A 25,232-nucleotide genomic window follows, 5' to 3' on the forward strand; every position below is an offset into this window, starting at 1 on the left:
ACGCACTCAAGCCCCCACCCGAGCCGCCTGCCTCCCCCTTCCGGAAGGGAACCCGTCATGGATCGAGACGATCTCATCCTCATCAGCGTCGACGACCACATCATCGAACCCCCCGACATGTTCGTGAACCACCTCCCCGAGCGGTACAAGGACGACGCGCCCCAGCTGGTCCACCAGGACGACGGCACCGACACCTGGACCTTCCGGGAGACGGTGATCCGCACCGCCGCGCTGAACGCGGTGGCCGGCAGGCCCAAGGAGGAGTACGGCCTCGAACCGCAGGCCCTGGACGAGATCCGTCCCGGTTGCTACGACGTGAACGAGCGCGTCGCCGACATGAACGCGGGCGGCATCCTCGCCCAGATGAACTTCCCGTCGTTCCCGGGGTTCGCGGCCAGGCTGTTCGCCACGGAGGACGCGGACTTCTCGCTCGCGCTGGTACGGGCCTACAACGACTGGCACATCGACGAATGGTGCGGGGCGCATCCCGGGCGGTTCATCCCGATGGCGATCCCGGTCATCTGGGACGCCGAACTGTGCGCGGCGGAGGTCCGCCGGGTGGCCGCCAAGGGCTGCCACTCGCTGACGTTCACCGAGAACCCCGCGGTGCTCGGGTACCCGAGCTTCCACGACCCGTACTGGAACCCGCTCTGGCGGGCGCTGTCCGACACCGGCACCGTCCTGTCGGTGCACATCGGCTCCTCGGGCAAGCTGGCGATCCCGGCGGTCGACTCGCCGCCCGACGTCATGATCACCCTGCAGCCGATGAACATCGTCTCGGCCGCCGCCGATCTGCTGTGGTCCCAGCCGGTCAAGGACTTCCCCGATCTGAAGATCGCCCTGTCGGAAGGCGGCACGGGCTGGATCCCCTATTTCCTGGAGCGGGTGGACCGCACCTTCGAGATGCACGCGGCCTGGACCCTCCAGGACTTCGGCGGGAAGCTGCCCTCGGAGGTCTTCCGGGAGCACTTCCTCACCTGCTTCATCAGTGACCCGATGGGGGTGAAACTCCGTCACGAGATCGGCATCGACAACATCGCCTGGGAGTGCGACTACCCGCACAGCGACTCGATGTGGCCGGAGGCGCCCGAGGAACTCATGGGCGTGATGAGCCGCTTCGACGTGTCCGACTCGGACATCAACAAGATGACCCACGAGAACGCCATGCGCTGGTACTCCTTCGATCCCTTCACCCATGTCCCGCGCGAGCAGGCCACGGTGGGAGCGCTGCGCAAGCGGGCCGAGGGCCACGACGTGTCCATCCAGTCGCGCAGCCACCGTCTGATCGAACCCGCCGAGAAGCTGGAGGCGTACCGCTCCCGGGCGCGCGCGGCGACGGGTGCCGCCCGATGAGCGACCTGGTCCTGACCGAACGGGTCGACAACGTCCTCGTCGCCACCCTGAACCGGCCCGAGGCCCGCAACGCCCTGAGTCCGGAGCTGATCGACGACCTGTCGGACGTACTGCGGGAGGCGGACGCCGATCCGGGGGTCCGGGCGATCGTCCTGACGGGCGCCGGAACCGTGTTCTGCGCCGGCATGGACCTCAAGGCGTTCGCGAAGGGCGGCGGCAAGTTCGACGGCCTGGTGTGGTTCTTCCGGGACGGCATCGGCACCCCCGTGATCGCGGCGCTGAACGGCTCCGCGCTCGGCGGCGGCTTCGAGATGGTGCTGGCCTGCGACCTGGTCGTCGCGGCCGAGGACGCCAAGCTCGGGATCGCCGAGGTCCAGCGGGGTCTGTTCGCGGCCGGGGGCGGTACGACGCTCGCCGACCGGGTGCCGCTGGCGGTCGCCCTGGAGATGGGCCTGACCGGCGATCCGGTCACGGCCGCGCGGGCCGAGCGGGCCGGCCTGGTGAACCGTGCGGTCCCCGCCGACCGGGTACGGGAGGTGGCGCTCGCCCTGGCCGGGCGGATCGCCGCCAACGGTCCGCTGGGCGTCGCCATGACCAAGAAGCTGATGAGGGCACGCCGTTGGGCCGAACCGGACGAGGTCATGTCGGTGTTCCGCAGCAAGGACGCGGCGGAGGGCGCCCGCGCCTTCGCGGAGCGCAGGACGCCGGTGTGGAACGGCAGTTGACGCGCGGCGTCCTCCGACGGCCGTCGTACGGTGTCCACGTGACCTGCTGACCGCCGCGCCGCACGGTGGGTTCAGCGGCCGGCCGCCGTCGCGTCGGACGAGGAGGGGGCGTCCGACGCCGTGGCGGACGGGGCGCCGGTGGCCGTGGCGGGTGGCGAGCGGACGCCCGCCACGGTGACCTCTTCGATCTCGTCGATCAGGCCCCAGCCGAGCGCCTGCGCCGCGCTCAACGTGGTGTCCGACAGGGCGAGATACGCGGTGCGCTCCCGGCCGATCCGGACCGGGAGACTCGCCGTGCCGCCCGCGCCCGGGATCAGCCCCATCCCGACCTCCGGCAACCGGATCACCGTGTCCGGCGCGGCCAGCACCCGTCCCGCGAACGCCGCCAGTTCGATCCCGGCGCCCACACAGGCGCCGTGCAGATGCGCGGTCACCCGGGGAGCGCACTCCTGGAGCAGCGCGGCCGGACTGCGCAGCACCCTCATCAGGTGGGCCTGGGCCGGATCGCGGGAGGTCCCGAACTCCGCCAGGTCACCTCCGCTGCAGAACGCGGCACCGTTCCCGTACAGGTCGACGTGCGCGATCGACGGATCCGCCACGGCGACGTGCAGCGCCTCGCACAGGGCGTCCCGGGTCGCGGCGTCGAACGCGTTACGCACCCACGGCCGGTCGAAGGTGATGGCGAGCCGGTCGCCGTCACGGCACAGCCGTACGGGCTCGGCGGCCGGACGTGGAGTGCGCGGGCGCGCCGAGGCCAGCCAGGCACGGAAGCCCGCCCCGCTCTGGAGCACCGAGTAGGCGAGGGACTCGAGCACCAGCCGCTCGGGCGCGGTGACGCGCCCGCCCATGCGCAGCACCTGGGTCAGCGCGACGGAGGCGGCCGGCTGCGCCGCGACGACCGCCGCGAGGCGCTGGGTGACGGCGTCCAGATCCGTGCACCCCACCCACGGTCGCGGGGGATCGGCGACACCGGTGAGCAGGATGTCGAACTCCGGGCCCGCGTCGACCGGTTCCGCCGCCACACCGACGCGGACCCGGTCCTTCGCCTCGGCCCGCACCGGCGCCTCCCGGTCGAGGTCGACCAGGTGGAAGGGCGAGTCCAAGGTCATGTCGTTCCCCTCCCCAACCGGCGGCGACTGGAGTGTAATGGGAGATCGCCACGGCCGAGAAGGGGGTTCATGAATTGGAGAACGATACTCTCCGAAGGTGGATGGAACCCGTCGAGCCGTTCCTCGGCCCCCTCCACGACGTGGCCGAGGACTTCACCGGCCTCACCGGCGTGCCCGTGGACCTGCCGACCGCCCTCTTCCTCCGCGCCCGCCTCACCGGCCTCCCCCACCCCGGCAGGGTCTCGGCCGGCGGCTCCTGCCACCTCCTCGAGACCGCCGACGGCTGGGCCGCCGTGAACCTGGCCCGACCCGACGACCTGGCCGCCGTCCCCGCTCTCGTCGCGCTGCTCGGCGGAACCGCGACGGAGGAACCGCACGAGACCGCGCGCCGCGCCGCGGCGGCCGACGTCGCGGCACACGCGCAACTGCTCGGGATCGCGGCCGCCGCCCACGGTTCGGCCCGCGGCACCCGCGCTCAGGTACGCGCCGGGCGAGGCGGGGCGGCGAAACCACGGGACCTGGCAGGGCTGCGGATCATCGATTTCTCGGCCCTGTGGGCGGGCCCCCTGTGCGCACGGCTGTTGGGGGAGGCCGGGGCCCGGGTGGTGAAGGTGGAGAGCATCACCAGACCGGACGGCGCGCGCAGGGGATCGCCCGCCTTCTACCGCTGGCTGCACGACGGACACGAGAGCCTGGTGCTCGACTTCGCCTCCGGCGCGCCCGCCGAGGTCGTCGCCGAGGCGGACGTCGTCATCGAGGCGTCACGCCCGAGGGCACTGCGCCGACTGGGCATCCACGCCGAGGAGTTCCTCGCGGCCCGCCCCGGCCGTGTCTGGCTGAGCATCACCGGCTACGGCCGCGATGAGGACCGTATCGCCTTCGGCGACGACGCGGCGGTCGCGGGCGGCCTCACCGGCCTCGACCGCGCCGGCGACCCCGTCTTCCTGGGTGACGCGCTCGCCGACCCCGTCACCGGCGTCTTCGCCGCCCATGCCGTCGCCCGCTCGCTGGCCGACGGCGGAGGTGAGCTGCTCAGCCTCTCCATGGCAGCCTGTGCCGCCGCCCTCACCGACAGCCGTTGACGTGCTGATCACGGACGTGGAGGTCGAGGGGTACGGCAGGGTGGACGTGCGCCTCGGGGGAGGACGGGTCGTCGGGATCGGCCGGCGGCGGGCGGAGCGCGGCGATGTCGACGGCCGGGGCGGCGCGTTGCTGGTCGGCCTGCACGACCACCACGTACACCTGGCGGCACTGGCGGCCGAGGCCGCGTCGGTGCGGGTCGGTCCGGCGGAGGCGGGCGACAGGGACGGACTGGTAGGGGCCCTGCTGAGCGGGCCGCCGGGGGAGTGGGTGCGGGCCGTCGGCTACCACGAGAGCGTCGCGGGGGAGCTCGACCGGTGGGTGCTGGACGACTTCGCGCCCGATCGGCCGGTGCGGGTCCAGCACCGCAGCGGGGCGCTGTGGATGTGGAACAGCGCGGCGTTGCGGACCGCCGGGCTGGACGGCAGGGGTGACGGGGGTGACGGGCGGTTCTGGCGGGAGGACGAGCGGCTGCGCGGGTTCACCCCGCCCGTACGGCTGGATCTGCGCGGCGTGGGGGCCCGCGCCGCGGCGTACGGGATCACCGGGTTCACCAACGCGGATCCGCATCCGGGCCAGGACCTGCCGGAGTTGCTGTCGGTACTGCCGCAGCGGCTCGTCGTGATGGGGATCGGCGACGCGCCGGTGAAGTTCCTGCTCGACGACGCGACCCTGCCGACGCCGGGTGAGCTGGCGGCATCCGTGGCGGCGGTGCGGCCCCGCCCGGTGGCCGTGCACTGCGTGACCCGGGTGCAGTTGCTCGTGACCCTGCTCGCTTTGGAGGAGGCCGGGCCGGTCGCGGGCGACCGGATCGAGCACGGGTCGGTGATCCCGGCCGAGACGCTGCCCTGGCTCGCGCGGCTCGGCGTGACGGTCGTGACGCAGCCGCACTTTCCCGTGGAGCGGGGACGGGAGTACGCGACCGATGTGGACCCGGACGACCAGGCCCACCTGTACCGGTGCCGGTCCCTGGCCGAGGCGGGGATCGCGCTCGCCGCCGGGACCGACGCGCCGTACGGAAGTGCCGACCCCTGGGCGGTGATGCGGGCGGCCGTCGAGCGCTCCGGCGGGGAGGCGGTGGACCGGCGCGCGGCGCTGGACCTGTTCGCCGGAGAGCCCCGGCACCCCTCCCGGGTACGGCGGTTGACGGTCGGCGCGGTCGCCGACCTGTGCCTCCTCCACGTACCGCTGAAAGAAGCCCTCGACCTCATGTCCGCCGACGTCGTACGCGCGACGTTCGTCGGCGGACGGCGGATCACGCCGCCGGAGTGAACACCCGGGGCACTACACGCTGTACCCGCCGTCCACACCCAGCGCCTGCCCGGTGATGAAGCCCGCGCGGTCCGAGGCCAGGAACGCCACCGCCTCCGCGATGTCCTTCGCCTCGCCGAAACGGCGCAGCGGGATGTTGCGCCGGGTGATGTCCAGGGCCGCGGTGTCGAGTTCGCCGGAGCTGATCAGACGGGCGGCGATGCCGTCGGTCAGCATGCCGGGGCCGACGCAGTTCACGCGGACGCCGTAGCGGCCCTCCTCGGCGGCCAGCGCCCGCGCCACCGCCTCGACTGCTCCCTTCGTACCCGACGACAGCCCGTCGCGCACGGGGAACCGGCGGGTGGCCACGGTGGTGACGGCGACGATGGAGCCCCGCGCCTCCCGAAGCCGGGGCAGCGCGGGATGGACGAGGTTGAAGAACGCCACCGCGTCCGCGTCGAGCTGGGCCCGGTACTGACTTGGCGTCACCTTGCTGAGGTGCACCATCGGCACATGCGGGCCCGCCGCGTACACCAGCGTGTGCAGGCCCCCGAAGGCGTCGGACGCCTCGGCGACCGCCTCCGCCGTGGCCCGCTCGTCGCCCAGGTCGAGGCGCAGCGCGAGGACTTGGCGCCCGTACGCCTTCACCTCGGCGGCCAGGGCGTCCGCCCCGGCCTGGCTGGTGCGGTACGTGAACGCCACGTCGCTCCCGCGCTCGGCCAGCATGCGCACGACGGCCGCGCCGATGCCGCCGGTGCCGCCCGCGACGAACGCGACGCCGGTCCTGCTGGAGAAGTCCGCCATGCTGCTCACAGTCCCAGGGATTTGGCGATGATGACCTTCATGACCTCGCTCGTGCCGGCGTAGATGCGGGTGATGCGCGCATCCGCGTACAGCCGGGCGATGGGGTACTCCAGGATGTACCCGTACCCCCCGAAGAGTTGCAGACAGCGGTCGACCGCGCGTGCCTGCATCTCCGTGCAGAACAGTTTGACCTTGGCCGCGTCCGCGCCGGAGAGTTCGCCGTCGACGAGCTCGCGCACCGCGCGGTCGAGCATCATCTGCGCGGCCTCGATCTCGGCCGCCACCGCGGCGAGTTCGAACTTCGTGTTCTGGAAGGAGGCGACCGGAGTCCCGAACACCTGCCGCTCCTTGACGTAGGCGAGGGTCGTCTCGAGTGCCGCCCTCGCCTGCGCGACCGAGCCGACCGCCACCGTCATCCGCTCCTGGGGAAGGTTGTGGCCGAGATAGCCGAAGGCCGCGCCCTCCTCGCCGAGCCGGTTGGCGACCGGGACCCGCACCTCGTCGAAGGACAGCTCCACCGTGTCCTGCACCTTGATGCCCATCTTGTCGAGCACCCGGCCGCGCGCGAACCCGGACATGCCGTCCTCCACGACCAGCAGCGTCAGGCCCGCCCGCCGGTCGTCGGGATCGGACGACGTACGCGCCACCACGATCACCAGGTCGGCGAGGAGACCGCCCGTGATGAAGGTCTTGGCCCCGTTGAGGACGTACGCGTCCCCGTCGCGTACGGCGGTGGTGCGGATGCCCGCGAGATCGGAGCCCGTGCCCGGTTCGGTCATGGCGACGGCGGTCAGGAGCCGGCCCGCCACGAGGCCGGGGAACCAGCGCTCACGCTGGTCCTCGTCGGCGTACGCGAGGAAGTACGGCAGGACGACGTCGAGTTGGGTGCGTACCGTGCCGAGCGTGACCAGGGCGCGGGCCGCCTCCTCCTGGAGCACGACGTTGTAGCGGTAGTCGTGCAGGCCCGCTCCGCCGTACGCCTCGGGTACGGACATGCCCAGCACTCCGAGCGAGCCGAGCTTCTCGAAGAGTTCGCGCGGCAGCCGGCCCGCGTGCTCCCACTCCGTGTAGTGGGGGACCACCTCCTTGGCCACGAACTCCCGGACGAGCTGTCGGAACGCTTCGTGGTCGGCGGTGAAGAGTTCTCGGCGCACGTCGTCCTCCGTGAGAGTGCTCAGGATGCGGGGGATACGAGCTCTACGAGGGTCGCGTTGGCGGTGCCGCCACCCTCGCACATGGTCTGCAGGCCGTAGCGGATCCCGTGGTCCCGCATGTGGTGGACCATGCGGGTCGTCAGCACCGCCCCCGACGCGCCGAGCGGATGGCCGAGCGCGATCGCGCCGCCCAGCGGATTGAGCAGCGCGGGGTCCGCGCCGGTCTCGGCGAGCCAGGCCAGGGGTACGGGTGCGAAGGCCTCGTTCACCTCGAAGACGCCGACCTCCGGCAGGCCCACGCCCGCCTTCCGCAGCACCTTCTCGGTCGCGGGGATCGGGCCGGTGAGCATGAGCACGGGGTCGGAGCCGGTGACCACGCCCGCGCGGTAGCGCACGAGCGGCGTGAGCCCCAGCTCGCGCGCCTTCTCCGGCGTCGTCACGAGCAGTGCCGCCGCCCCGTCGGAGATCTGGGAGGCGTTGCCCGCGTGGATCACACCGTCCTCGGTGAACGCGGGCCTGAGCTTGGCGAGGGTCTCGACGCTCGTACCACGCCGGATGCCCTCGTCGAGGGTCACGGTCGTCGCCGCCTCGGTCGACACGGCGGTGATCTGGGCCTCGAAGACACCGGCGTCCTGCGCCGCCGCGGCGCGCTCGTGCGACAGCGCCGAGAACGCGTCGAGCCGCTCCCGTGCGAAGCCCCACTTCTGCGCGATCTTCTCGGCGGAGATGCCCTGGTTGAAGGAGAAGTCCTGGTAACGGGTGAGGACCTGGGGCCCGTACGGCATGCCGGTGGAGCGCGCGGAGCCGAGCGGCACCCGGCTCATCACCTCGACCCCGCCCGCCACGACGACGTCCTGCTGGCCGGACATGACCGCCTGCGCGGCGAAGTCCAGCGCCTGCTGGCTCGAACCGCAGGCCCGGTTGACCGTGGTGCCCGGGATGCTCTCGGGCCATCCCGCGGCCAGCACCGCATAGCGCCCGATATTGCTCGACTGGTCCCCGACCTGGGAGACACAGCCCCAGATCACGTCGTCGACGACCTCCGGGCCGATCCCCGTCCGCTCGACGAGCGCGCCCAGGACGACCGCGGAGAGGTCGGCGGCGTGCATGCCCGACAGCCCGCCGTTCCGCTTGCCCGCGGCGGTGCGGACCGCCTCCACGATCACTGCTTCCCGCATGTCGACCCCTCCGGTCGGTGGGATGGCCTCGAACTCGCTACCGCCCAGCGGCCGGTGAAGACCGGCGCACGCTTCTCCTTGAACGCGGAGTACGCCTCCGGGACGTCCGCCGTCGCGAAGTTGACCGCCTGGGCCCGCGCCTCGTTCGCGAGCGCGTCCCGCAGCGTGCGGTCGGCCCCCTCGTTCAGCAGCGCCTTGTTCTGGGCGAGGGCCACCGGGGCGCCCGCCACCAGACGCGCGCCGAGGCGCGCCACGAAGTCGTCGATCTCCTCCGCGCGCACCACCCACGTCACCAGGTTCAGCGACCGCGCCTCCTCGGCGTCGATCGTCTCGGCGAGCAGCGCGAGCCGTTTGGCCTGCTGCAGACCCACGAGCCTCGGCAACAGCCAGGATCCCCCGCAGTCGAGGGACAGCCCGCGCCGCGCGAAGATCTGCGAGAACCGCGCCTGGGGAGTGGCGACGACCAGATCGCACCCGAGCGCCAGATTCCAGCCCGCGCCGACCGCCACCCCACTGACTTTGGCGACGGTCGGGACGGGCAACTCGTGGAGCAGCAGGGTCACTTCACTCAGGGTGCGCATCCGGTACATGGGGTGCGCGGCACTGAGTCCCCCCGAGATGTCAGCGCCCGAGCAGAACGCGCCACCGGCCCCGGTCAGCACGAGTGCCCGTACGGACCGGTCGTTCCCCGCGTCCGTGAGCGCGTCCCGCAGGGCGCGCCACAACTCCTCGTCGATCGCGTTCTTGCGGTGCGGACGGTTCAGCGTCAGCGTCCGTACGCCGCCCGAGTCGTCGCGGAGCAGCACCGGCTCCTCGCTCACAGCAACTCCCCCTCGGCGTCGATCCCCAGTTCGGCGAGGACGGCCTCGGTGTGTTCGCCGAGGGCCGGGATCGGCCCCATCGGCTGTTCGTAACCGGAGATGACCGGGGGCGGCAGCAGCGCCGGAACCGGACCGCCCGGCGTGTCGATCTCCCGCCAGCGGTCGCGGGCCGTCAGATGCGGGTGCGCGACGACGTCGCTCGGCGTGTTGTAGCGGGAGTTCCCTATCCCCGCGGCATCCGCACGATCCTGGACGTGGGCCAGGTCATGACGCGCGCACCAGGCGCCGATCTCCACGTCGAGGACCTCACTGTGCGCGACCCGGCCGGAGTTGCTCCCGAAGCGCTCGTCGTCCGCCAGATCCGGGCGGCCGAGCAGCTCACGCGCGAGCCGCTGCCACTCGCCGTCGTTGGTGGTGCCGAGGACGACGGTGTGACCGTCGGCCGTGGGATAGGCCCCGTACGGCGCCACCGCGGGCGAGCCCATGCCCTTGGGCTCCTGGTCCACGCCCGTGTGCCGGGTGTAGGTCAGCGAATAGCCCATCAACTCCGTCATGGTGTCGAACAGGCTGACCGCGGCGGAGGCGGGCCCCTGCACCCGGCCGCGCTCCTTTCCGCAGAGCAGCGCCATGATCGACAGGGCGGCGTACAGACCGGTGCTCACATCGGCCATCGGCGGCCCCGCCTTGGCCGGCGCGCCCGGTCGGCCCGTGGTCGCGCACGCGCCCGATTCGGCCTGGACCAGCAGGTCGTAGGCGCGCTTGTGGGAGAGCGGCCCGCCGGGCCCGTACCCGTCGATCTCCACCGCGATGAGCCCGGGATGGCTCACGGCCAGGTCGGCGGGGGCGATGCCGAGTTTCGCGGTCGCCCCGGGCGTGAGGTTGGAGACCAGGACGTCGGCGCGGTCGAGCAGCCGGCGCAGCACCGCCATCCCGGCCGGGGACTTCAGGTCCAGGGCCACCGACTCCTTGCCCCGGTTGAGCCAGACGAAGTGGGCCGCGAGGCCGCCCACCACGTCGTCGTAGTGCCGGGCGAAGTCGCCGCCCCGGGGGTTCTCCACCTTGATCACCCGCGCCCCGAAGTCACCCAGCGTGCGGGTGCACAGGGGAGCCGACACCGCCTGCTCCAGGGTCACCACGGTGATGCCCGCGAGGGGACCGGCCGAGCCGTGTTCTGATGTGTCCGCGCGATCAGTTGTCACTCGGCTTGCTCCAATCGCGCCGCAGCCCGTCCTTGAGCACCTTCTGACTGGCGTTACGGGGCAGCGCGTCGACGAACCGGACATGCCGGGGGACCTTGAAGTTGGCCATGTTCTCGCGTGCCCACGCGACGACGTCGGCCTCGGTGAGCAGGTGGCCCGGTCTCCTGACGAGGAAGGCGCAGCCGACCTCACCGAGTCGCTCGTCCGGCACTCCGATGACGGCGGCCTGCTCGATGGCCTCGTTCCCGAGCAGCAGCTTCTCGATCTCGGCCGGATAGGCGTTGAAACCGCCGACGATGTACAGGTCCTTCTTGCGGTCGACGATGGAGAGGTTTCCTCTCTCGTCGAGGCGCCCGACATCACCGGTGTGCAGCCAGCCGTCGGCGTCGATGGCCGCGGCGGTGGCCTCGGGGTCGTCCCAGTACCCGCGCGTGACGTTGTAGCCGCGTACCAGGACCTCGCCGTCCTGCCCGGTGGGAAGGGCCAGGCCCCGGTCGTCGACGATGCTCACCTCGACGTCAGGGATGCTCCGACCCGTGGTCCGCGCGACCGTCTCCTCCGAGTCCCCGATCCGGGTGGTCGTCACCAACGCGGTCGACTCCGTCAGCCCGTACGCGCTCATCACGATGTCGAAGGACAGTTCCGACTTCATGGCGCGGATCAGCGATTCCGGAATGGTGGTGCCGCCCGTCATGGACACCCGCAGTGAGGAAAGGTCGAACGCGGAACGGTCCGGATGGTTGACCAGGTCCTGGAAAATGGTCGGAGGCCCCAGGAGAATGCTGACCCGTTCCCGGGCGATGATCTCGAGCGCCCGCCCCGCGTCGAAGGTGCGCATGGGAATGACCGTCACGCCGTGGATCAGGGAAGCGAGCCACCCCGCCTTGTAACCGAAGCAGTGGAAGAACGGCGGGATGATCAGAAAACTGTCGGAATGCGTGAACGTGTATTCCTCGGACATCCAGCCATAGGCGCGCAGGGACTGTCCATGGGTCAGCACGACACCCTTGGGATGGCCGGTGGTGCCGGAGGTGAACATCACGTCGGACACGTCGTCCGGAGTCAGCCGGTCGATCAAGTCATGGGCCGTGGACGACGAGTCGGCCTCTCCCGCGCGAAGGAAGTCCTCCCACCCGAGGTCCGCCGCCCCCTGCGGGCCGAGAATCGACACCGTCCTGCGCAACGCGGGCAGATCCGGATCGGCGTTCCTCAATCCGGCTATGTAGTCATTCCCGAGAAAGGACGAGGCGAAGACGGCCTTCGCTCCGGACCTGCGCAGAATGTAGGAGATCTCCTGTGCCTTGAACCTCGTGTTGAGCGGCACCACGACGCCCCCGGCGCCCTGGATGCCGAGCGCGGCCAGGATCCACTCGGCGGAGTTCGGAGCGCACAGACCCACACGGTCCCCCGGCTCGACCCCCAGCGCGACGGCGGCCTTCACGGCCCGGACCATCTGCTGCTCCAGCTCACGGAAACTCCACCGGCGACTCTCGTCGACGAGGGCCGGCGCGTCCGCGAATTGCTTGGCGGCAACTCTGATCACATGGGGAATGCTCCGGTATTCGAGGTCGTATCGCACGGGTGAACTCCCATCGGACATGAAATCCCGCCGAACCGGGCCCTAGTTGCCGGACGGCAGACCCAGGACCCGTTTCGCGATGATGTTGCGCTGGATCTGCGACGTTCCGCCGTACACGGACGCCGCTCTGGAATAGAGGTAGTCCCCGAAGAGCTCGCTCGCCCCTCCTCGCCCGTCGTCCTCCTCTTCCCCTCCCCGGAGTTGCTCCTCGGGGAAGACCTTGAGCGCCGTCTCGTAGAGCCGCTGCTCGGTCCTCGTCATCAGCAGCTTGTCGATGGACGACTCCGGTCCTGCGAGCTGTCCGCCCAGCCGCTCGGCGGTGCGGCGCCGGGCGTGCGCCACCAAGACCTCGTAGTCCACGAAGCACCGGCCGATCTCGGACAGCAGCCCGTCCGGAAGGACTCCCCGGCGCTCCCGGGCGGTGCGCCGCAGCCGTTCGACGAGCAGCCCGTACTTCGAGAGGTGGCCGGTGTCCAGGGCGTTGCGCTCGTACGACACCGTCGTCATGGCCAGCGGCCAGCCGTCGCCCTCGGCGCCGATGCGCTCGGAGCGGGCGATGCGTACGTCGTCGAGGAACAGCTCGCAGAACTCGTCGTCACCGTTCGCCGCCCTCAGCGGCCGTACCGTCACTCCCGGCCGGTCCAGCGGCAGGGCGAACGCCGAGATCGACCGGTGCGCGGGCGCCGACCGGTCGGTCCTCGCGAGCAGCAGGCACAGACCGGAGTACTGCGCGTAACTGGTCCAGAGCTTCTGCCCCCGTACGGTGTAGTGGTCCTCGTGCCGGGTCGCGACCGTGCTCATCCCCGCGAGGTCCGATCCGGCTCCCGGCTCGCTGAAGCCCTGACACCACACGTCGTCACCGGCGAGCATGCGCGGCAGCCAGCGCCCGCGCTGCTCCTCGGAGCCGAACTCCAGGAGCGCGTGGGCGAGATAGCCGATCCGCGGGACCCCGGGGGCGTGACAGGCGCCGAGTTCATCGCTGATGGCGACCTGGTGCAGCGCGCTCAGGCCCTGGCCGCCGTACTGGACGGGGACGTCGAGGCCCACCCAGCCGCCCGAGTACAGCAGGCGGTGCCACCGGTGGAGGAAGACCGGGACCGGCTCGTCGGGGAGGCGTTCGGGCAGCGGGTGGTCGGCCAGCCAGGCACGGAACCGACGGCGGAGCCGGTCGAGGTCCGCGGGGTCGCCGAAGTCCAGGGGCGTGTCGGTCATCGGGTCAGCTCCGGCTGGGCCAGCGTCGTCAGGAGATCGGCCGTCGTCGCCAGCGTCATGGCGCCCAGCCGGACCTTGCGGAGGTACAGGTGCGCGATGTGCTCCCAGGTCTGGGCGATACCGCCGAAGACCTGCATGCCCGCGTACACCGCGTCGAGGGCCGACGCGTTCACCTCGGCCTTGGCGACGCGCGCGGCCGTCAGGGCCCTCGCGGGCGACTCGTTGTCCAGGCACCACGCGGCGTACCGGGTGGCACTGGTGCAGGCCTCGACGAGGACCGTCGCGTCGGCGAGCAGATGCTGGACCGCCTGGAACGAGCCGACCTCCCGCCCGTACTGACGGCGCTCCCGGGCGTACTCCACGCTCAGCCGGACGAACGACCCGGCCGCGCCGACGAGTTCACTGCTGACCATGACGAGCGCGTAGGCCTGCCAGTGCCGGTACTCCTGTGCGTCGAGTCGGCCGAGGACCCGTGCGGGCGACTCGGACGACACCGAGCGGATGCCGCGCAGAAGGTCGATGCCCGGTGCGGCCGCGCCGAGTTCGAGGGCGGTCACCGTTCCGTCGGGTGTGGCGCACAGCGCGCTGTCCGCTCCCTCGCAGTCCCAGGCGAGGAGTCGGGACGGGGAGGAGTCCGGAGCGGAGTCCGGGAAGCACAGGTCGTGGGCGAGGGCGATCGTCGGTGTCCCGCCGTGGGCCGAGGGCTCGGCCCGCTCGAGGAGTCGCAGCAGCTCCGGGGCGAGGAGCACGGTGCCGACCAGCGAGGTGGTCAGCGGCTGCCGGCCGTGTTCCTCGGCGAGCAGGGCGCACTCCTGGACGGTGGCGGCCGGGGGCGAGGAGCGGCGCAGTTCGGCGAGACCCAGTTCACCCAGCGCCTCCTGCGCGGCGGTGCGCGCGGTCGGCTTCACCTCGTCGGCCGAGCCGGTCCGGAACCGTGCGGCGAACGTGCGGAACATGTCCCGTACGAGCAGGAACTCCTCGGCCTCCACCGTCAGTCCTCCTCGGCCTCGGTCGGCCGTCGCCGGGCGCGGGACGCCAGCTCCTCGACGATCCGGATGTGGTCCGGGCTGGTCATGGTCGCCCGCTCGGCCATCAGCGCCGCCTCCATGCCGCCGCGGGACACCTGCTCGACCACCACGGCGAGGGCCATCTTGGTGGCGCGCAGCGCCTCGGCCGGCTGGGCCGCCAGCCGCCGGGCCAGTGCGAGGGCCTCCTTCTGCAGGTCCTCGGGGGCAACAGTGCGGTTCGCCAGGCCCAGTTCGACCGCCGTGGCGGCCGGAATGCGGTCGCCGGTGAAGAGGTACTCCTTCGCGCGGAGCAGGCTGGTGAGCAGGGGCCAGAGGGTCACCCCGCCGTCGCCCGCCACCAGGCCGACCGAGACATGGGGGTCGGCGAGGTAGGCGTCCTGCGCCATCAGGACCAGGTCGCAGCCCAGCGCCAGGCTGCAACCCAGCCCGACCGCGGGGCCGTTGACCGCCGCGATGACGGGCAGCGGGAAGCGGATCATCGCTGTCTGGATGCTGCGGTCGAGCCGGATCGACCGCTCGCGCAGCTCCGGATCGCTGTGGTGGCGCCGCAGGTGGTCGAAGTCGCCGCCCGCGCTGAACGCCCGGCCCGCGCCGGTGAGGACGACGGCCCGTGCGCCGGGATCGTCCGCGAGCTCCCGCCAGACGTCGGCCAGTCGGCGGTGGAGTTCCTCGGACACGCCGTTCAGCCGCTCGGGCCTGTTGAGCGTGACGATACGGATGTCGCCGTCCGCCTCGACGGTGATGACGGAGCTGACCTCGCCCATGGGGACCCCATCTCCAGTGCCTCAGTCGCCCCAACCTCAGATGATATTAAAGGTCAGACCGAATGGCCGTCAATGATCCGGGGAGGCCCGCCTTGAGCTCGCGGGAGTCAGTCCTCCGTGGGCCCGGACAGTTCCACCTGGCCCCGCCGGTCCACGCGTGCGGCCGCGTCGGCGAATCCGCACACATGGCGTGCCATGCGCCGCATCGCCGCGGGCCCGTCCTGGTCGCGGATCGCGTCGGTGATCTTCGCGTGCGCGCGGGCGGTGATCGAGCGGATCTCGGCGTCCATGAACTGTTCGAGGTTCGTGGCGGCGTAGATCGACTGCGAGAGCGCGCTCATGAACCCGATCAGGAGTTCGTTGTCGCTGGCCCTGGCCACCGCGCTGTGCCAGTCGATGTTCGCCCGCAGGAAGCGCGGGATGTCGTCCCCGGCCTCGACGAGATCCCGCTGGGCCGCGTCCAGTTCGGCGAGGTCGCGGTCGGTGCGGCGCACCGCCGCCAGCGCGGCACACGTGGGCTCGATCGCCTCCCGCGTCTCGTGCAGCGCCTCCAGCCGGATCCGCTGCCCCCGGATGACCAACTGCACGGTACTGGCGAGCGATTCACGGCCCGGCCGGTGCACGAAGGCGCCGCCGCCGCGGCCCGGCCTGATCTGGAGCAGCTTCTCCACCTCGAGGATCCGCAGCGCCTCCCGTACCGTGGCGCGGCTCAGCCCCGTCTGCTCGACGAGTTGACGCTCCGGCGGCAGCGCCATGCCCTCGGTGAACTCGCCGGAGAGAATGCGCTCGCGTACCTCCGACGCCAGGACGTCCGATGCCTTCGGAACCGTCAGGGCGTCGAAGCGCGGGTGAGACCTACCGGGCATGTACGTACTCCTGGGACCGATGCCACTGCTTTGGTTGAACCATTCAGCATAGTACGGATGCTCATGGCCACCACGAGCCGCGGCCACGGGTCACATGACCATGCCGCCGTCGACGGGCAGCACCTGCCCGGTGACGAAGGAGGCGGCGTCCGAGGCGAGGAAGACGAAGCTGCCGGCGATCTCCTCGGGCTCGGCCCAGCGGCCCAGCGGGATCCGGGCGAGCATCGCGTCCGCGAACTTCTTGTCGGTGCGGATCGTCTCCGTCATCGGTGTCGCGGCCAGCGGTGCCAGTGCGTTGACCTTGATCTGCCTGCGTGCCAGTTCACGCGCCAGGGACTTCGTCAGGCCGATGATGCCCGCCTTGGCCGCGGAGTAGTTCACCTGGCCGAGGGTGCCGACGATGCCGGCCGACGAGGTGACGTTGATGATCCGGCCCGTGCCGTCGGTGGGCAGGTACGGCAGCGCGGCCTGGGCGCAGTGGAAGGCGCCCATCAGGTGGATGTCGACGATCCGGCGGAACGCCTCCTCCTGGAGGTTCTCGAACATGTCCGGCGCGATGATCCCGGCGTTGTTGACGAGGATGTGCAGCTTCCCGCCGGTCAGCGCCGCCGCCCGGGCCGCCGCAGCGTCGGCGGACGCGCGGTCCCGTACGTCCAGTACGGCGCTGTCCGCCCGCTCACCGGCCGCGGAGATCTTCTCGGCGACCGCCGCGGCCGCCGCCCCGTCGACGTCGGTGACGAGGACCGCCGCACCGGCGTGCGCGAGCGCCTGGGCGACCGCGGAACCGATGCCCCCCGCGGCGCCGGTGACCAGGGCCGATCGCCCGCTGAGATCGAACAGACCGGTGTTGTCGGCCATCAATAGCTCCTCGGCATTCCCAGAGTGTGCGATCCCAGATAGTTCAGGATCATTTCCTGACTGATCGGCGCGATCTTCATCAGACGGGCCTCGCGGAAATAGCGGGCCACGTTGAATTCCTCGGAGTAGCCCATACCGCCGTGGGTCTGCAGGGCTCGGTCGGCGGCGGTGAACCCGGCGTCCGCGCAGAGGTACTTGGCGGTGTTCGCCTCACGCCCGCACGGCCGGCCGTTGTCGTAGAGCCAGGTCGCCTTGCGCAGGATCAGCTCGGCCGCGTCGAGCCGGGCGAGCGAGTCCGCGAGCGGGAACTGGATGGCCTGGTTCATGCCGATCGGCCTGCCGAACACCACGCGCTCGTTGCCGTAGCTCACGGCCTTCTCCAGCGCCACCCTGCCGATCCCGAGTGCCTCGGCGGCGATCAGCATGCGCTCCGGATTGAGTCCGTCGAGGAGGTAGCGGAACCCCTGGCCCTCCTCGCCCACCCGGTCCTCGACCGGGACGCGCAAGTCGTCGATGAACAACTCGTTCGAGGTCACGGCGTTGCGGCCCATCTTCGGGATGGGGCGGACGTCGATCCTGTCGCGGTCCAGGTCGGTGAGGAACAGTGTCATTCCGTCGGTCCGCTTGGCGACCTCGCCGACCTTCGTGGTGCGGGTCAGCAGCAGGATCTTCTCGGACTCCACGGCTTTGGAGATCCACACCTTGCGGCCGTTGACGACGTAGTGGTCGCCGTCCCGCCGGGCGAAGGTCGTGATGCTCGTCGTGTCCAGGCCGGCCTCGGGCTCGGTCACCCCGAAACAGACGTGGAGATCGCCGGTGGCGACACGGGGAAGCGTGCGTCGCTTGAGTTCCTCGGAACCGTGCACCACCACGGGCTGCATTCCGAAGATCGACATATGGATCGAGCTCGCGGCGTTCATCCCGCCGCCGGATCGCGCCACTTCCTCGAGCAGCAGCGTGGCCTCGGTGATGCCGAGACCGTGACCGCCGTACTCCTCCGGAATGGTGAGCCCCAGCCATCCGCCGTGCGCGACGGCGGCGTAGAACTCCTCGGGAAACCGGTGGTCCCGGTCCCTCTCCATCCAGTACCGGTCGTCGAAGTCGCGCAGGAGCCCGACGACTGCCTTGCGGATGGTTTCCTGATCTTCGGTCAGCTCAAAGTCCACGATGTTGGACCCCTCCGCAGCTTTGATATCTGCGAAACATAACAAAGGTCAGACCGTAAGTACAGTATGGATACGTCGGTCCTCCGTGAGCGCGTGTGACCTGTTGTCGAGCGTGTGCGACCTGTTCTAGCGGTCCGCGGCCGGGTTGCCCTCGACCCACTGGATGAGGAGCTGACGTACGTACGGGTTGCCGTCCTGCGCGGAGTGCGCCAGGCGCTCCGCGCTCGCGCGTGCCGCCCGCCAGGCCACCGGGGTGTCCTCGGTATGCGCGGTGTCGGCGGCGGCCAGCGCGTCGGCCGCCAGGCCCCGCAGATCCTCGGCGAGGTCGTCGTGCGCCGCGGTCCGGTACGCCTCAAGACGGAGCGCCGTCAGTTCCTCGGCGGTGGGGGCGGGCCGCGCTGGAGGCTGGGCGTAGCCGCTGACCGCTATGACCACACAGAAGGTCGCCACGTCCCGGCGGCTCTCCCGCTGTCCCCGCGCGATGGCGGGCCCGAGCCAGGCGGCGGCCTTCCAGTGGGCCACGGTGGTGGCCGCGAGGAGGGAGACGGTGAGCGCGGTAAGAGGAATCCAGCCACCGAGGAAGTAGCCGATCGGGCCGAGTACGAGGAGGCAGGCCCCGCTGAGCATCCAGATGCGACGGCGGCCGATTCTGAGGTGTCGGGGCTCCATGTCCTTCAGTGTCTCAGGGGCGCGCAGGGAGCGGTGAGGCGGCGCGGGATTCGCGGAGCGCGCCGCCCAGTGCCGGTGGAGTGGAGCCGGTCGGCCGGGTTGCCACCCGGGCCGCACGCACGGCGCTAACCTGGCGGCCATGCGCCGTGGGAACTGGCTCGGAACCTTCGTGACGGCAGCCGTGGTGGCCCTCACCGCGGGGTGCGGGGGCGCCTCGGGGGTACCCGCCGCGTCCGCGGCACCGACACCGGGCGCCTCGGGGGCGATCTCGGTGACGAGCTCGGCGTTCGGGGACGGCGGCACCGTCCCACGCCGTTTCACCTGCGACGGTGCGAACGTGTCCCCGCCGCTGCGTCTCTCCGGTGTGCCGGGTGGCGCGGCCGAGCTGGTCGTGCTGGCCGAGGATCCGGACGCCGCGTCCGGCACCTTCGTGCACTGGCTCATGTGGGGCGTCGACCCGCACGAGACGACGCTGGGCGCGGGCGCCGTCCCGAAGGGGGCCGTGCAGGGCCGCAACGGTTTCGGACAGCGCCGCTACGGCGGTCCCTGCCCGCCCGCCGGCACACCTCACCACTACGTCTTCTCGGTCCTCGCCGCCGACGTGCGACTGCGCCTTCCCGGGGACGCCACCGTCGACGCCGTACGGCGCGCGCTGGCCGGTCACACGGTGGGCTCCGGCACCCTCGTCGGGCGCTACGGACGTACGGGCTGAATGGCCGGAGATCGCCCTGCCCAAGCGTGACGGGCGTACATACGATGCGGTCGATCCCGGCCTTCACAGCTCCTTCACAGGGCGGGGTCGCATAGGCATGTACTTGACATGTCCATGCTTCAACGATCCGCGCTTGATCCAACGCAGTGGTCTGCGACGGCGCCGCACGTCCGCGTGAGGCGCCGCACCCCCCAATTCACGACGGCACACGTTCCGTGCCGCCGTAGACACCAACGCAACGGATTGGAGCACCATGGCTGGTGGGCTGCTTCTGGGTGGCGCGATAGCCGCCCTGTTCGCCACCGCACTACCGGGTCCGGACCCGTCCTCCGGGATCGTCGACCCGCCCCCGGACAAGATCGTCATCAAGGTCGCCACCGTGAACGGCTCCGGCTGCCCGCAGGGAACCGCCGCCGTCGCGGTCTCCCCGGACAACACGGCCTTCACGGTCACCTACAGCGACTACCTCGCCCAGGTCGGAGGCAACTCCGACCCCACCGCCTTCCGCAAGAACTGTCAGCTCAACCTGATCGTCCATGTTCCGCAGGGCTTCACGTACGCCATCGCCAGCGCGGACTACCGCGGCTTCGCCGCACTCCAGTCGGGCGCGAGCAGCACCGAGAAGGCCTCGTACTACTTCCAGGGCTCGTCGAGCACGGCGGCCATCACCCACCCCTTCCGCGGCCCCTACAACGACAACTGGCAGTCCACGGACGTCACCGACTGGGCCCAACTGGTGTGGGCGCCCTGCGGTGTCCAGCGGAACTTCAACATCAACACCGAGCTGCGCGTCAACGCGGGCACGTCCACGCCCGGCAGCAGCAGTTTCATGACCATGGACTCCACGGACGGTGACATCAGCACCATCTACCACCTCGCCTGGAAGGAGTGCCCCGCCTCCTGACCTCCCGCTCCGTCCGCGTGACCTTGACCGGCTCCGCCGCATCGGAGCCGGTCAAGTGGAGCCTGGCGAACCGGGTGGCCGGGTAGTCGGGTACTCGGATAGCCGGGCGCGCTAGGGAAGCAGGCGTTCGATGGCTGTGGGTCCGTCCTCCCGCAGCCTGCGCTCGGCCCAGGCGAGGTTCTTCGGACTGAGGTCGCGACCCGCGGCGAGCACCATGTCCTCGGCGGTCACGGGGCCTTCGGAGCCGGTGTGCAGCAGCGTGTCGGGGGTCGCCCTGTCGTCGGACGGTGAGGACGAATCGGGCTGGCTTGTTGGCATGATCTCTCCCTCTTCCACCTGACCTGTTCTCACGCTACGGGCATTCCGCACACCCCGCGCGACACGCCCCGTGGGGAGGCCGTTCGGGGCAGGTTCGGGGTGCCCGCGCCCCGTTCGGATGTACAACGATGTCGGTCGTCGGCCGCGGAGGTGATGGTGGAACCACTCGCACCCCTGCGACTGATCGGAGCCTGTAATGCGTATTCGTCTGATGGCCGCCGCCGGGCTGGCAGGCGTGGCCCTGCTGGCCACCGCCGGGACCGCCGCCGCCGACCCCGACCCGATCGGTGTCGCCGCGAACAGTCCTGGTCTCCTGTCCGGCAACGTCATCCAGATGCCCGTCGACCTCGGCCTCAACCTCTGCGGCGACTCCGTCGACCTGATGGGTCTGCTGAACCCGGCCGCGGGGGACACCTGCACGAACGACTGAACCGGCTGACCGCCGAGCCGCGCCGCGCCGGGCAGGTCTTCCCCTGCCCGGCGGACGGCCCCGGTTTCCCGGCTCCGGTTTCCTGGCGGACGGCGATCGGTTTGGGCGGGTGGTCTTGTGCGCGGGAGGACGATCACCGGCGTTGACGCACGGTCCCGGTCCTGACGGACGGCTACCGGTTCTGGCGGACGGCTACCGGTCTTGGCGGATGGTCGCCTGCGTTGGCGAACCTCTGCCGGAAGTGATGGACGGCCCCCGGCTCAGACGCACAGTCGTCGGTCTTGGCGAACCGCTGCCGGATGTCGCGTGTCGGCCATCGGACTGGCGGACGATCACCGGCGTCGGCGCACGGTCCCGGTTCTGGCGGACGGCTACCGGTTCTGGCGGATGGTCGCCTGCGCTGGCGAACCGCTGCCGGACGTGGTGGACGCCACCGGATCTGGCGGACGGCCACCGGCTTCGGTGCCGGGTCGCCGGTCCTGGCGGACGGCCACTGATCCCGGCGGAGGGGGATCTGCCCTGGCGGACCGCGACCGGTGTCGGCGGGCCGCTGCTAACGGCGTCGGTTTTGGCGAACCGCCGCCGGATGTCGCTGGTCGGCCATCGGTTCTGGCGGACGATCACCGGCTTCGGCGCACGATTGCCGGTCTTGGCGGACAGCTACCGTGCTGGCGAACCGATGCCGGACATGGCGGACGGCCACCGGGTTCGGTGCCGGGGTGCCGGTCCTGGCGGACGGCCACTGACCCCGGCGGAAGGGGATCTGCCCTGGCGGACCGCGACTGATGTCGGCGGGCCGCTGCTCGTGCCGGCGGATGGCCATCGATCCCGGAGGGCGGCCACCCGACGCGGAGGGCGGACCCCCGACCCAGCGGGCCGTCATCGATCTCGGCGGGCCGCCACCCGTTCCGGCAGGTGGTCGTTGGTCCCAAGGTGGGCCGCCAGCCGCAGACAGCCACTGGTTCCGGCGTAGCGCTGCCAGGCCCGGCGATCTGGCATCCGAGCCGGGGATCTGTACCTCCGACCCGGCAGCCCGCCCCCGATCCGACGGGGTGCCGGTCGTACCGATGGGGGCTGGATGTCGGGCGTTCGGTGGGTTACTCGTCCGTTGCGTCCAGCGGCTCGTTCGACGGGGGGATGATGCGGGCCGTGAGGTCCGGGTCGGGCATGTGTGGGTCGAAGGGGAACATGGGGCGGAGGATGCGGTGGTGGCCCAAGCGGGCGAGGTCCTGGTCGACGCCGCCCGGGGTCAGCGCCATCTTCCAGCCGGCGGACATGGCGAACAGTTCCGGTTCCAGATAGCCGATCTTGACCACGACGACGTCGGCGCCGCGCGGGTCGAGCGCCAGGCCGGTGAAGTCGTGCTCGTAGTGGTACGGCTTACGGAGCCGCGTGATGATCACGTACACGCTTCCGACCCGCAGGACGACCTCCGTCCCGGCGTCCCGGTCACCGTGCCGGACCGCGTGGACCACCCCGGTCATGGTGAGCGGCCCGGCGTGCCGGTCGTCCACCTCGGCACCGGCCGTGACCCTGACCGTCGCGCCGACGCCCGCCTTCTCCGCGGTCGCGACGGCGGTCGGCCCCGGCACGGAGGCGTAGATGACCCTCGGCCCGGACGGTTCCTTGAACTCCGGCCGGGAGAGGACGCGTTCGAGCCCCCACGTAACATCGCCCGCGCCGCCCGCCGTCGGATTGTCGCCGGTGTCGCTGATGAAGAACGGCCGGGCATCGGGGGAGGAGGCCAGCGCCTCGGCGAGGCACTCGTCCAGTGACCCGGTCGGCGCGACGAACGCGAACGCGCCCCGCGCCTCCCAGAACCCGCGCGCCAGCCGCTCGGCGCCCCGCGCGACGGCGGCCTCGGACGGCCCGGTGACCACGACCGCGGCGCGGTTGCGCGGCTCGTCCGCCCACGCGTACCCGACCCAGATCGCGGCGTCGGTCACACCGTCCGTCGCCTCCACCTCGTCGATGGCCGCGTACACGCTCCTGGCGGGCTCGATGCGCGTCGAGGTCTGCTCACCGGCCAGCAGCACGGGCACCGGGATCCAGGCCTTGACCGGCCGGGGCGCACCGGTGGCGAGCAGATCCACGAGATGACGGGCGGCCCGCTCCTTCGTCTCCATGTGGTCCTCGTGCGGAGCCATCCGGTAGCAGGTGATGAGGTCGCTCATGTGCGCGAGCTCACGCGAGACGTTGCCGTGCAGGTCCATGGAGGTGGACACGATGACGTCGGCTCCGACGGTCTCGCGGATCCGCGCGAGCAGGACGGCCTCGGCGTCGTCGACGCCCTCCACCGTCATGGCGCCGTGGATGTCGTACCAGAGCCCGTCGAGGCGCGGCAGCTCCCCGAGCCGCCGCAGGAGCTCCGCGGAGAGCTCCGCGAACGCGGCCGCGGTCACCGTGCCCCCGGGCAGCGACTTGCCGACGAGCGCGCCGCGCCAGGAGGCCGCGTCACGCAGGGGCGTCCCGGGCGCGAGGAAGGGATAGCGCGTGAGGACGTCCTCGCCGCGCTGCGGGTGGAAGGCGGGTGCCTCGGTGCGCGCCGGTGAGAACGTCGACGACTCGATGCCGAGTCCGGCGATGGCGATGACGGGCCGGGCGACGGCGGTACGGGGGTGCGTCATGGCTCCTCGATTCGTATGCGCTGGTCGGTATGGGGTCCCGTTCCTGCTCCCGCTCCGGTCACGGCCTGGAGTGCGTGGACCAGCGCCCGTTGGAGCGCGAACTGGCCCGCGCCGACCAGCCCCGCGTCCGCGCCGAGGCTCGCCCGCTCGATCACCAGATGCTTGGTCACCAGCGGATGGCACCCCTCGTACAGCTGACTGCGGACGGCGGCGACGAACGGTTCGAGCGTGGAGAGGATGCCCCCGAGGTACACGGCGTCCGGGTTGAAGAAGTTGACGTTGGCGGCGAGCACCATGCCGAGGTAGCGGCCGGCCTGACGGACGGCGCGGGTCGCCTCCGGGTCGGCGTCGGACGCGAACCGGACGACGTCCTCGATCGAGTCGACGTCGAGCCCCCGCTCACGCAGGACCCGCACCAGTGCCGCGCCCGACGCGACGGTCTCCAGGCACCCGGTGTTGCCGCAGGAGCAGGGGATGTCGTGGCCCGCTTCGACCCGTACGTGGGTGATCTCGCCGGCGGCGCCGGTCCCGCCCCGGTAGAGCCGTCCGTCGGCGATGACGCCCGCGCCGATCGCAGAGCCCATCTTCACCATGATCGACTGGCGACGCTCGGCCGGCTGGACAGTGTGCTCGCCGACGGCCATGCAGTTGGCGTCGTTCTCGATCGCCGCCGGAACGCCGAAGCGGTCCTCGAGCCAGGCCCGGACGGGGAACCGGTTCCAGCCGGGCATGCGCGACGGCAGTGTCACCACTCCGGAGGCGACATCGACCGGCCCCGGCAGCGAGAGGCCGACCCCCTTGAGCAGCTCCCGCCCATGCCGCTCGGCGAGGCCCTCCAGTGTCTCGGCGAGCCCGGGCAGCGCGGTTTCGGGCCCCTCCGCCGTCGGGAACGGCACCGTCGACACGTCCGTGAGCCCGCCGCCCGGCAGCACGACACCGACGTGGGCGTGTCTGCCCCCGAGTTCGGCCGCGACCGCGAACCCGTCGCTGCCGCCGAGCCGCAGGACCTTGCGCGGACGACCTCCCGTGGAGGAGCGCGTGCCCTGCTCCGCCACCAGCCCATGGGCGACGAGTTGACCGACCGTCAGGGAGATCGTCGAGGGCGCGGCCCCGAGCAGATCGGCGAGTTCGGTGCGCGTGGTCGCCTGCCCGGAAGCGAGCAGTTCGAGGACGCGCTCGGCCAGGGACGAGACGCCCGTGGCACCCCTGCGGTGTACCGCACTTTTTTCAGGCATGGACGAAGTAACTTCCGACGACGGGATCGGGATGCCGAGCGTACGTCCCTGAAGCCGCCTCTCCACTTTTTTCAGAACAGCAGAAACAGGCTTTTTACAGCAGGGCGTCTGTTTCTTCGAACAGTCGGGTCGTTGACTGGCTCCGCCACGCCCGTTGCCCCTTTTTTCACCCCTGCTCACCCCTGTTCAC

At 71.2% G+C, this 25,232-nt stretch carries 24 protein-coding genes; 7 read left to right on the forward strand and 17 right to left on the reverse strand.

What is annotated here, in order from left to right; translation table 11 throughout:
• The first annotated feature begins 57 nt into the window (after positions 1-57).
• Together ACZ7M2_RS27435 and ACZ7M2_RS27440 are read left to right on the forward strand one after the other, a co-directional pair.
• Positions 58-1,353 (forward strand): amidohydrolase family protein, encoded by a 1,296-nt coding sequence (locus tag ACZ7M2_RS27435; protein ID WP_471597538.1) that lies wholly within the window; start codon positions 58-60, stop codon positions 1,351-1,353.
• Positions 1,350-2,078 (forward strand): enoyl-CoA hydratase-related protein, encoded by a 729-nt coding sequence (locus ACZ7M2_RS27440; protein WP_471597539.1) that lies wholly within the window; start codon positions 1,350-1,352, stop codon positions 2,076-2,078. The genes ACZ7M2_RS27435 and ACZ7M2_RS27440 overlap by 4 nt, the downstream gene beginning before the upstream one ends.
• Before the next feature lie 71 nt (positions 2,079-2,149).
• Here the strand turns inward: ACZ7M2_RS27440 and ACZ7M2_RS27445 are convergent, their stop codons facing one another.
• On the reverse strand, positions 2,150-3,187 hold the full coding sequence (locus ACZ7M2_RS27445) for an enoyl-CoA hydratase/isomerase family protein (RefSeq protein ID WP_471597540.1): 1,038 nt from the start codon (positions 3,185-3,187) through the stop codon (positions 2,150-2,152).
• A 101-nt stretch (positions 3,188-3,288) separates the two neighbouring features.
• Between ACZ7M2_RS27445 and ACZ7M2_RS27450 the strand changes: the two genes are divergently transcribed.
• Positions 3,289-4,269 (forward strand): CoA transferase, encoded by a 981-nt coding sequence (locus ACZ7M2_RS27450; protein WP_471597541.1) that lies wholly within the window; start codon positions 3,289-3,291, stop codon positions 4,267-4,269.
• Between the two features lies 1 nt (position 4,270).
• Positions 4,271-5,539 (forward strand): amidohydrolase family protein, encoded by a 1,269-nt coding sequence (locus ACZ7M2_RS27455; RefSeq protein WP_471597542.1) that lies wholly within the window; start codon positions 4,271-4,273, stop codon positions 5,537-5,539.
• Between the two features lie 12 nt (positions 5,540-5,551).
• Here the strand turns inward: ACZ7M2_RS27455 and ACZ7M2_RS27460 are convergent, their stop codons facing one another.
• The 13 genes from ACZ7M2_RS27460 to ACZ7M2_RS27520 all read right to left on the reverse strand — a co-directional run bounded on the left by ACZ7M2_RS27460 (position 5,552) and on the right by ACZ7M2_RS27520 (position 18,816).
• Positions 5,552-6,322, reverse strand: coding sequence for an SDR family NAD(P)-dependent oxidoreductase (locus tag ACZ7M2_RS27460; RefSeq protein ID WP_471597543.1), 771 nt, complete (start codon positions 6,320-6,322; stop codon positions 5,552-5,554).
• Positions 6,323-6,327: 5 nt separating this feature from the next.
• On the reverse strand, positions 6,328-7,476 hold the full coding sequence (locus tag ACZ7M2_RS27465) for an acyl-CoA dehydrogenase family protein (protein WP_471597544.1): 1,149 nt from the start codon (positions 7,474-7,476) through the stop codon (positions 6,328-6,330).
• Positions 7,477-7,496: 20 nt separating this feature from the next.
• Positions 7,497-8,654: a thiolase family protein gene (locus ACZ7M2_RS27470; protein ID WP_471597545.1), complete on the reverse strand. Its 1,158-nt coding sequence runs from the start codon at positions 8,652-8,654 to the stop codon at positions 7,497-7,499.
• A complete protein-coding gene (locus ACZ7M2_RS27475) occupies positions 8,639-9,475 on the reverse strand; it encodes an enoyl-CoA hydratase/isomerase family protein (RefSeq protein WP_471597546.1) in 837 nt (278 codons plus the stop codon). Before ACZ7M2_RS27475 ends, ACZ7M2_RS27470 begins: the two co-directional genes overlap by 16 nt.
• The gene (locus tag ACZ7M2_RS27480) at positions 9,472-10,674 is read right to left on the reverse strand and encodes a CaiB/BaiF CoA transferase family protein (RefSeq protein WP_471597547.1); all 1,203 of its coding nucleotides are present in this window, start codon (positions 10,672-10,674) and stop codon (positions 9,472-9,474) included. Before ACZ7M2_RS27480 ends, ACZ7M2_RS27475 begins: the two co-directional genes overlap by 4 nt.
• Complete coding sequence (locus tag ACZ7M2_RS27485; protein WP_471597548.1) at positions 10,664-12,274, reverse strand: FadD3 family acyl-CoA ligase; 1,611 nt, start codon at positions 12,272-12,274, stop codon at positions 10,664-10,666. Before ACZ7M2_RS27485 ends, ACZ7M2_RS27480 begins: the two co-directional genes overlap by 11 nt.
• 21 nt (positions 12,275-12,295) lie before the next feature.
• A complete protein-coding gene (locus ACZ7M2_RS27490; RefSeq protein WP_471597549.1) occupies positions 12,296-13,465 on the reverse strand; it encodes an acyl-CoA dehydrogenase family protein in 1,170 nt (389 codons plus the stop codon).
• Positions 13,462-14,454, reverse strand: a complete 993-nt coding sequence (locus tag ACZ7M2_RS27495; protein WP_471597550.1) for an acyl-CoA dehydrogenase family protein — start codon at positions 14,452-14,454, stop codon at positions 13,462-13,464. Before ACZ7M2_RS27495 ends, ACZ7M2_RS27490 begins: the two co-directional genes overlap by 4 nt.
• Before the next feature lie 2 nt (positions 14,455-14,456).
• Complete coding sequence (locus ACZ7M2_RS27500; protein ID WP_471597551.1) at positions 14,457-15,257, reverse strand: enoyl-CoA hydratase/isomerase family protein; 801 nt, start codon at positions 15,255-15,257, stop codon at positions 14,457-14,459.
• Between the two features lie 107 nt (positions 15,258-15,364).
• Positions 15,365-16,123, reverse strand: a complete 759-nt coding sequence (locus ACZ7M2_RS27505) for a FadR/GntR family transcriptional regulator (protein WP_054235268.1) — start codon at positions 16,121-16,123, stop codon at positions 15,365-15,367.
• Between the two features lie 90 nt (positions 16,124-16,213).
• Positions 16,214-16,981 (reverse strand): SDR family NAD(P)-dependent oxidoreductase, encoded by a 768-nt coding sequence (locus ACZ7M2_RS27510; protein WP_471597552.1) that lies wholly within the window; start codon positions 16,979-16,981, stop codon positions 16,214-16,216.
• Positions 16,981-18,147, reverse strand: a complete 1,167-nt coding sequence (locus ACZ7M2_RS27515) for an acyl-CoA dehydrogenase family protein (protein WP_471597553.1) — start codon at positions 18,145-18,147, stop codon at positions 16,981-16,983. Before ACZ7M2_RS27515 ends, ACZ7M2_RS27510 begins: the two co-directional genes overlap by 1 nt.
• A 126-nt stretch (positions 18,148-18,273) precedes the next feature.
• Positions 18,274-18,816: a hypothetical protein gene (locus ACZ7M2_RS27520; protein WP_352047189.1), complete on the reverse strand. Its 543-nt coding sequence runs from the start codon at positions 18,814-18,816 to the stop codon at positions 18,274-18,276.
• Between the two features lie 139 nt (positions 18,817-18,955).
• On the opposite strand from ACZ7M2_RS27520, the gene ACZ7M2_RS27525 reads away from it, so the two are divergent.
• Together ACZ7M2_RS27525 and ACZ7M2_RS27530 are read left to right on the forward strand one after the other, a co-directional pair.
• Positions 18,956-19,528 carry a YbhB/YbcL family Raf kinase inhibitor-like protein gene (locus tag ACZ7M2_RS27525; RefSeq protein ID WP_471597554.1) on the forward strand — a complete coding sequence of 191 codons (573 nt, stop codon included), beginning with the start codon at positions 18,956-18,958 and terminating at the stop codon, positions 19,526-19,528.
• Positions 19,529-19,781: 253 nt separating this feature from the next.
• Positions 19,782-20,432, forward strand: a complete 651-nt coding sequence (locus ACZ7M2_RS27530; protein WP_099924705.1) for a DUF4360 domain-containing protein — start codon at positions 19,782-19,784, stop codon at positions 20,430-20,432.
• A 111-nt stretch (positions 20,433-20,543) separates the two neighbouring features.
• Here ACZ7M2_RS27530 and ACZ7M2_RS27535 read toward each other — a convergent pair whose 3' ends face one another.
• The gene (locus ACZ7M2_RS27535; RefSeq protein WP_095856636.1) at positions 20,544-20,750 is read right to left on the reverse strand and encodes a hypothetical protein; all 207 of its coding nucleotides are present in this window, start codon (positions 20,748-20,750) and stop codon (positions 20,544-20,546) included.
• Positions 20,751-20,946: 196 nt separating this feature from the next.
• Between ACZ7M2_RS27535 and ACZ7M2_RS27540 the strand changes: the two genes are divergently transcribed.
• Complete coding sequence (locus ACZ7M2_RS27540; RefSeq protein WP_471597555.1) at positions 20,947-21,180, forward strand: chaplin; 234 nt, start codon at positions 20,947-20,949, stop codon at positions 21,178-21,180.
• Between the two features lie 1,097 nt (positions 21,181-22,277).
• On the opposite strand, the gene ACZ7M2_RS27545 is transcribed toward ACZ7M2_RS27540, so the two are convergent.
• Together ACZ7M2_RS27545 and ACZ7M2_RS27550 are read right to left on the reverse strand one after the other, a co-directional pair.
• Positions 22,278-23,807: a M81 family metallopeptidase gene (locus ACZ7M2_RS27545; protein WP_471597556.1), complete on the reverse strand. Its 1,530-nt coding sequence runs from the start codon at positions 23,805-23,807 to the stop codon at positions 22,278-22,280.
• Positions 23,804-25,042, reverse strand: a complete 1,239-nt coding sequence (locus tag ACZ7M2_RS27550) for an ROK family protein (protein WP_471597557.1) — start codon at positions 25,040-25,042, stop codon at positions 23,804-23,806. Before ACZ7M2_RS27550 ends, ACZ7M2_RS27545 begins: the two co-directional genes overlap by 4 nt.
• Positions 25,043-25,232 lie beyond the last annotated feature (190 nt).

The sequence above is a fragment of the Streptomyces sp. NPDC111507 genome, assembly GCF_055638955.1.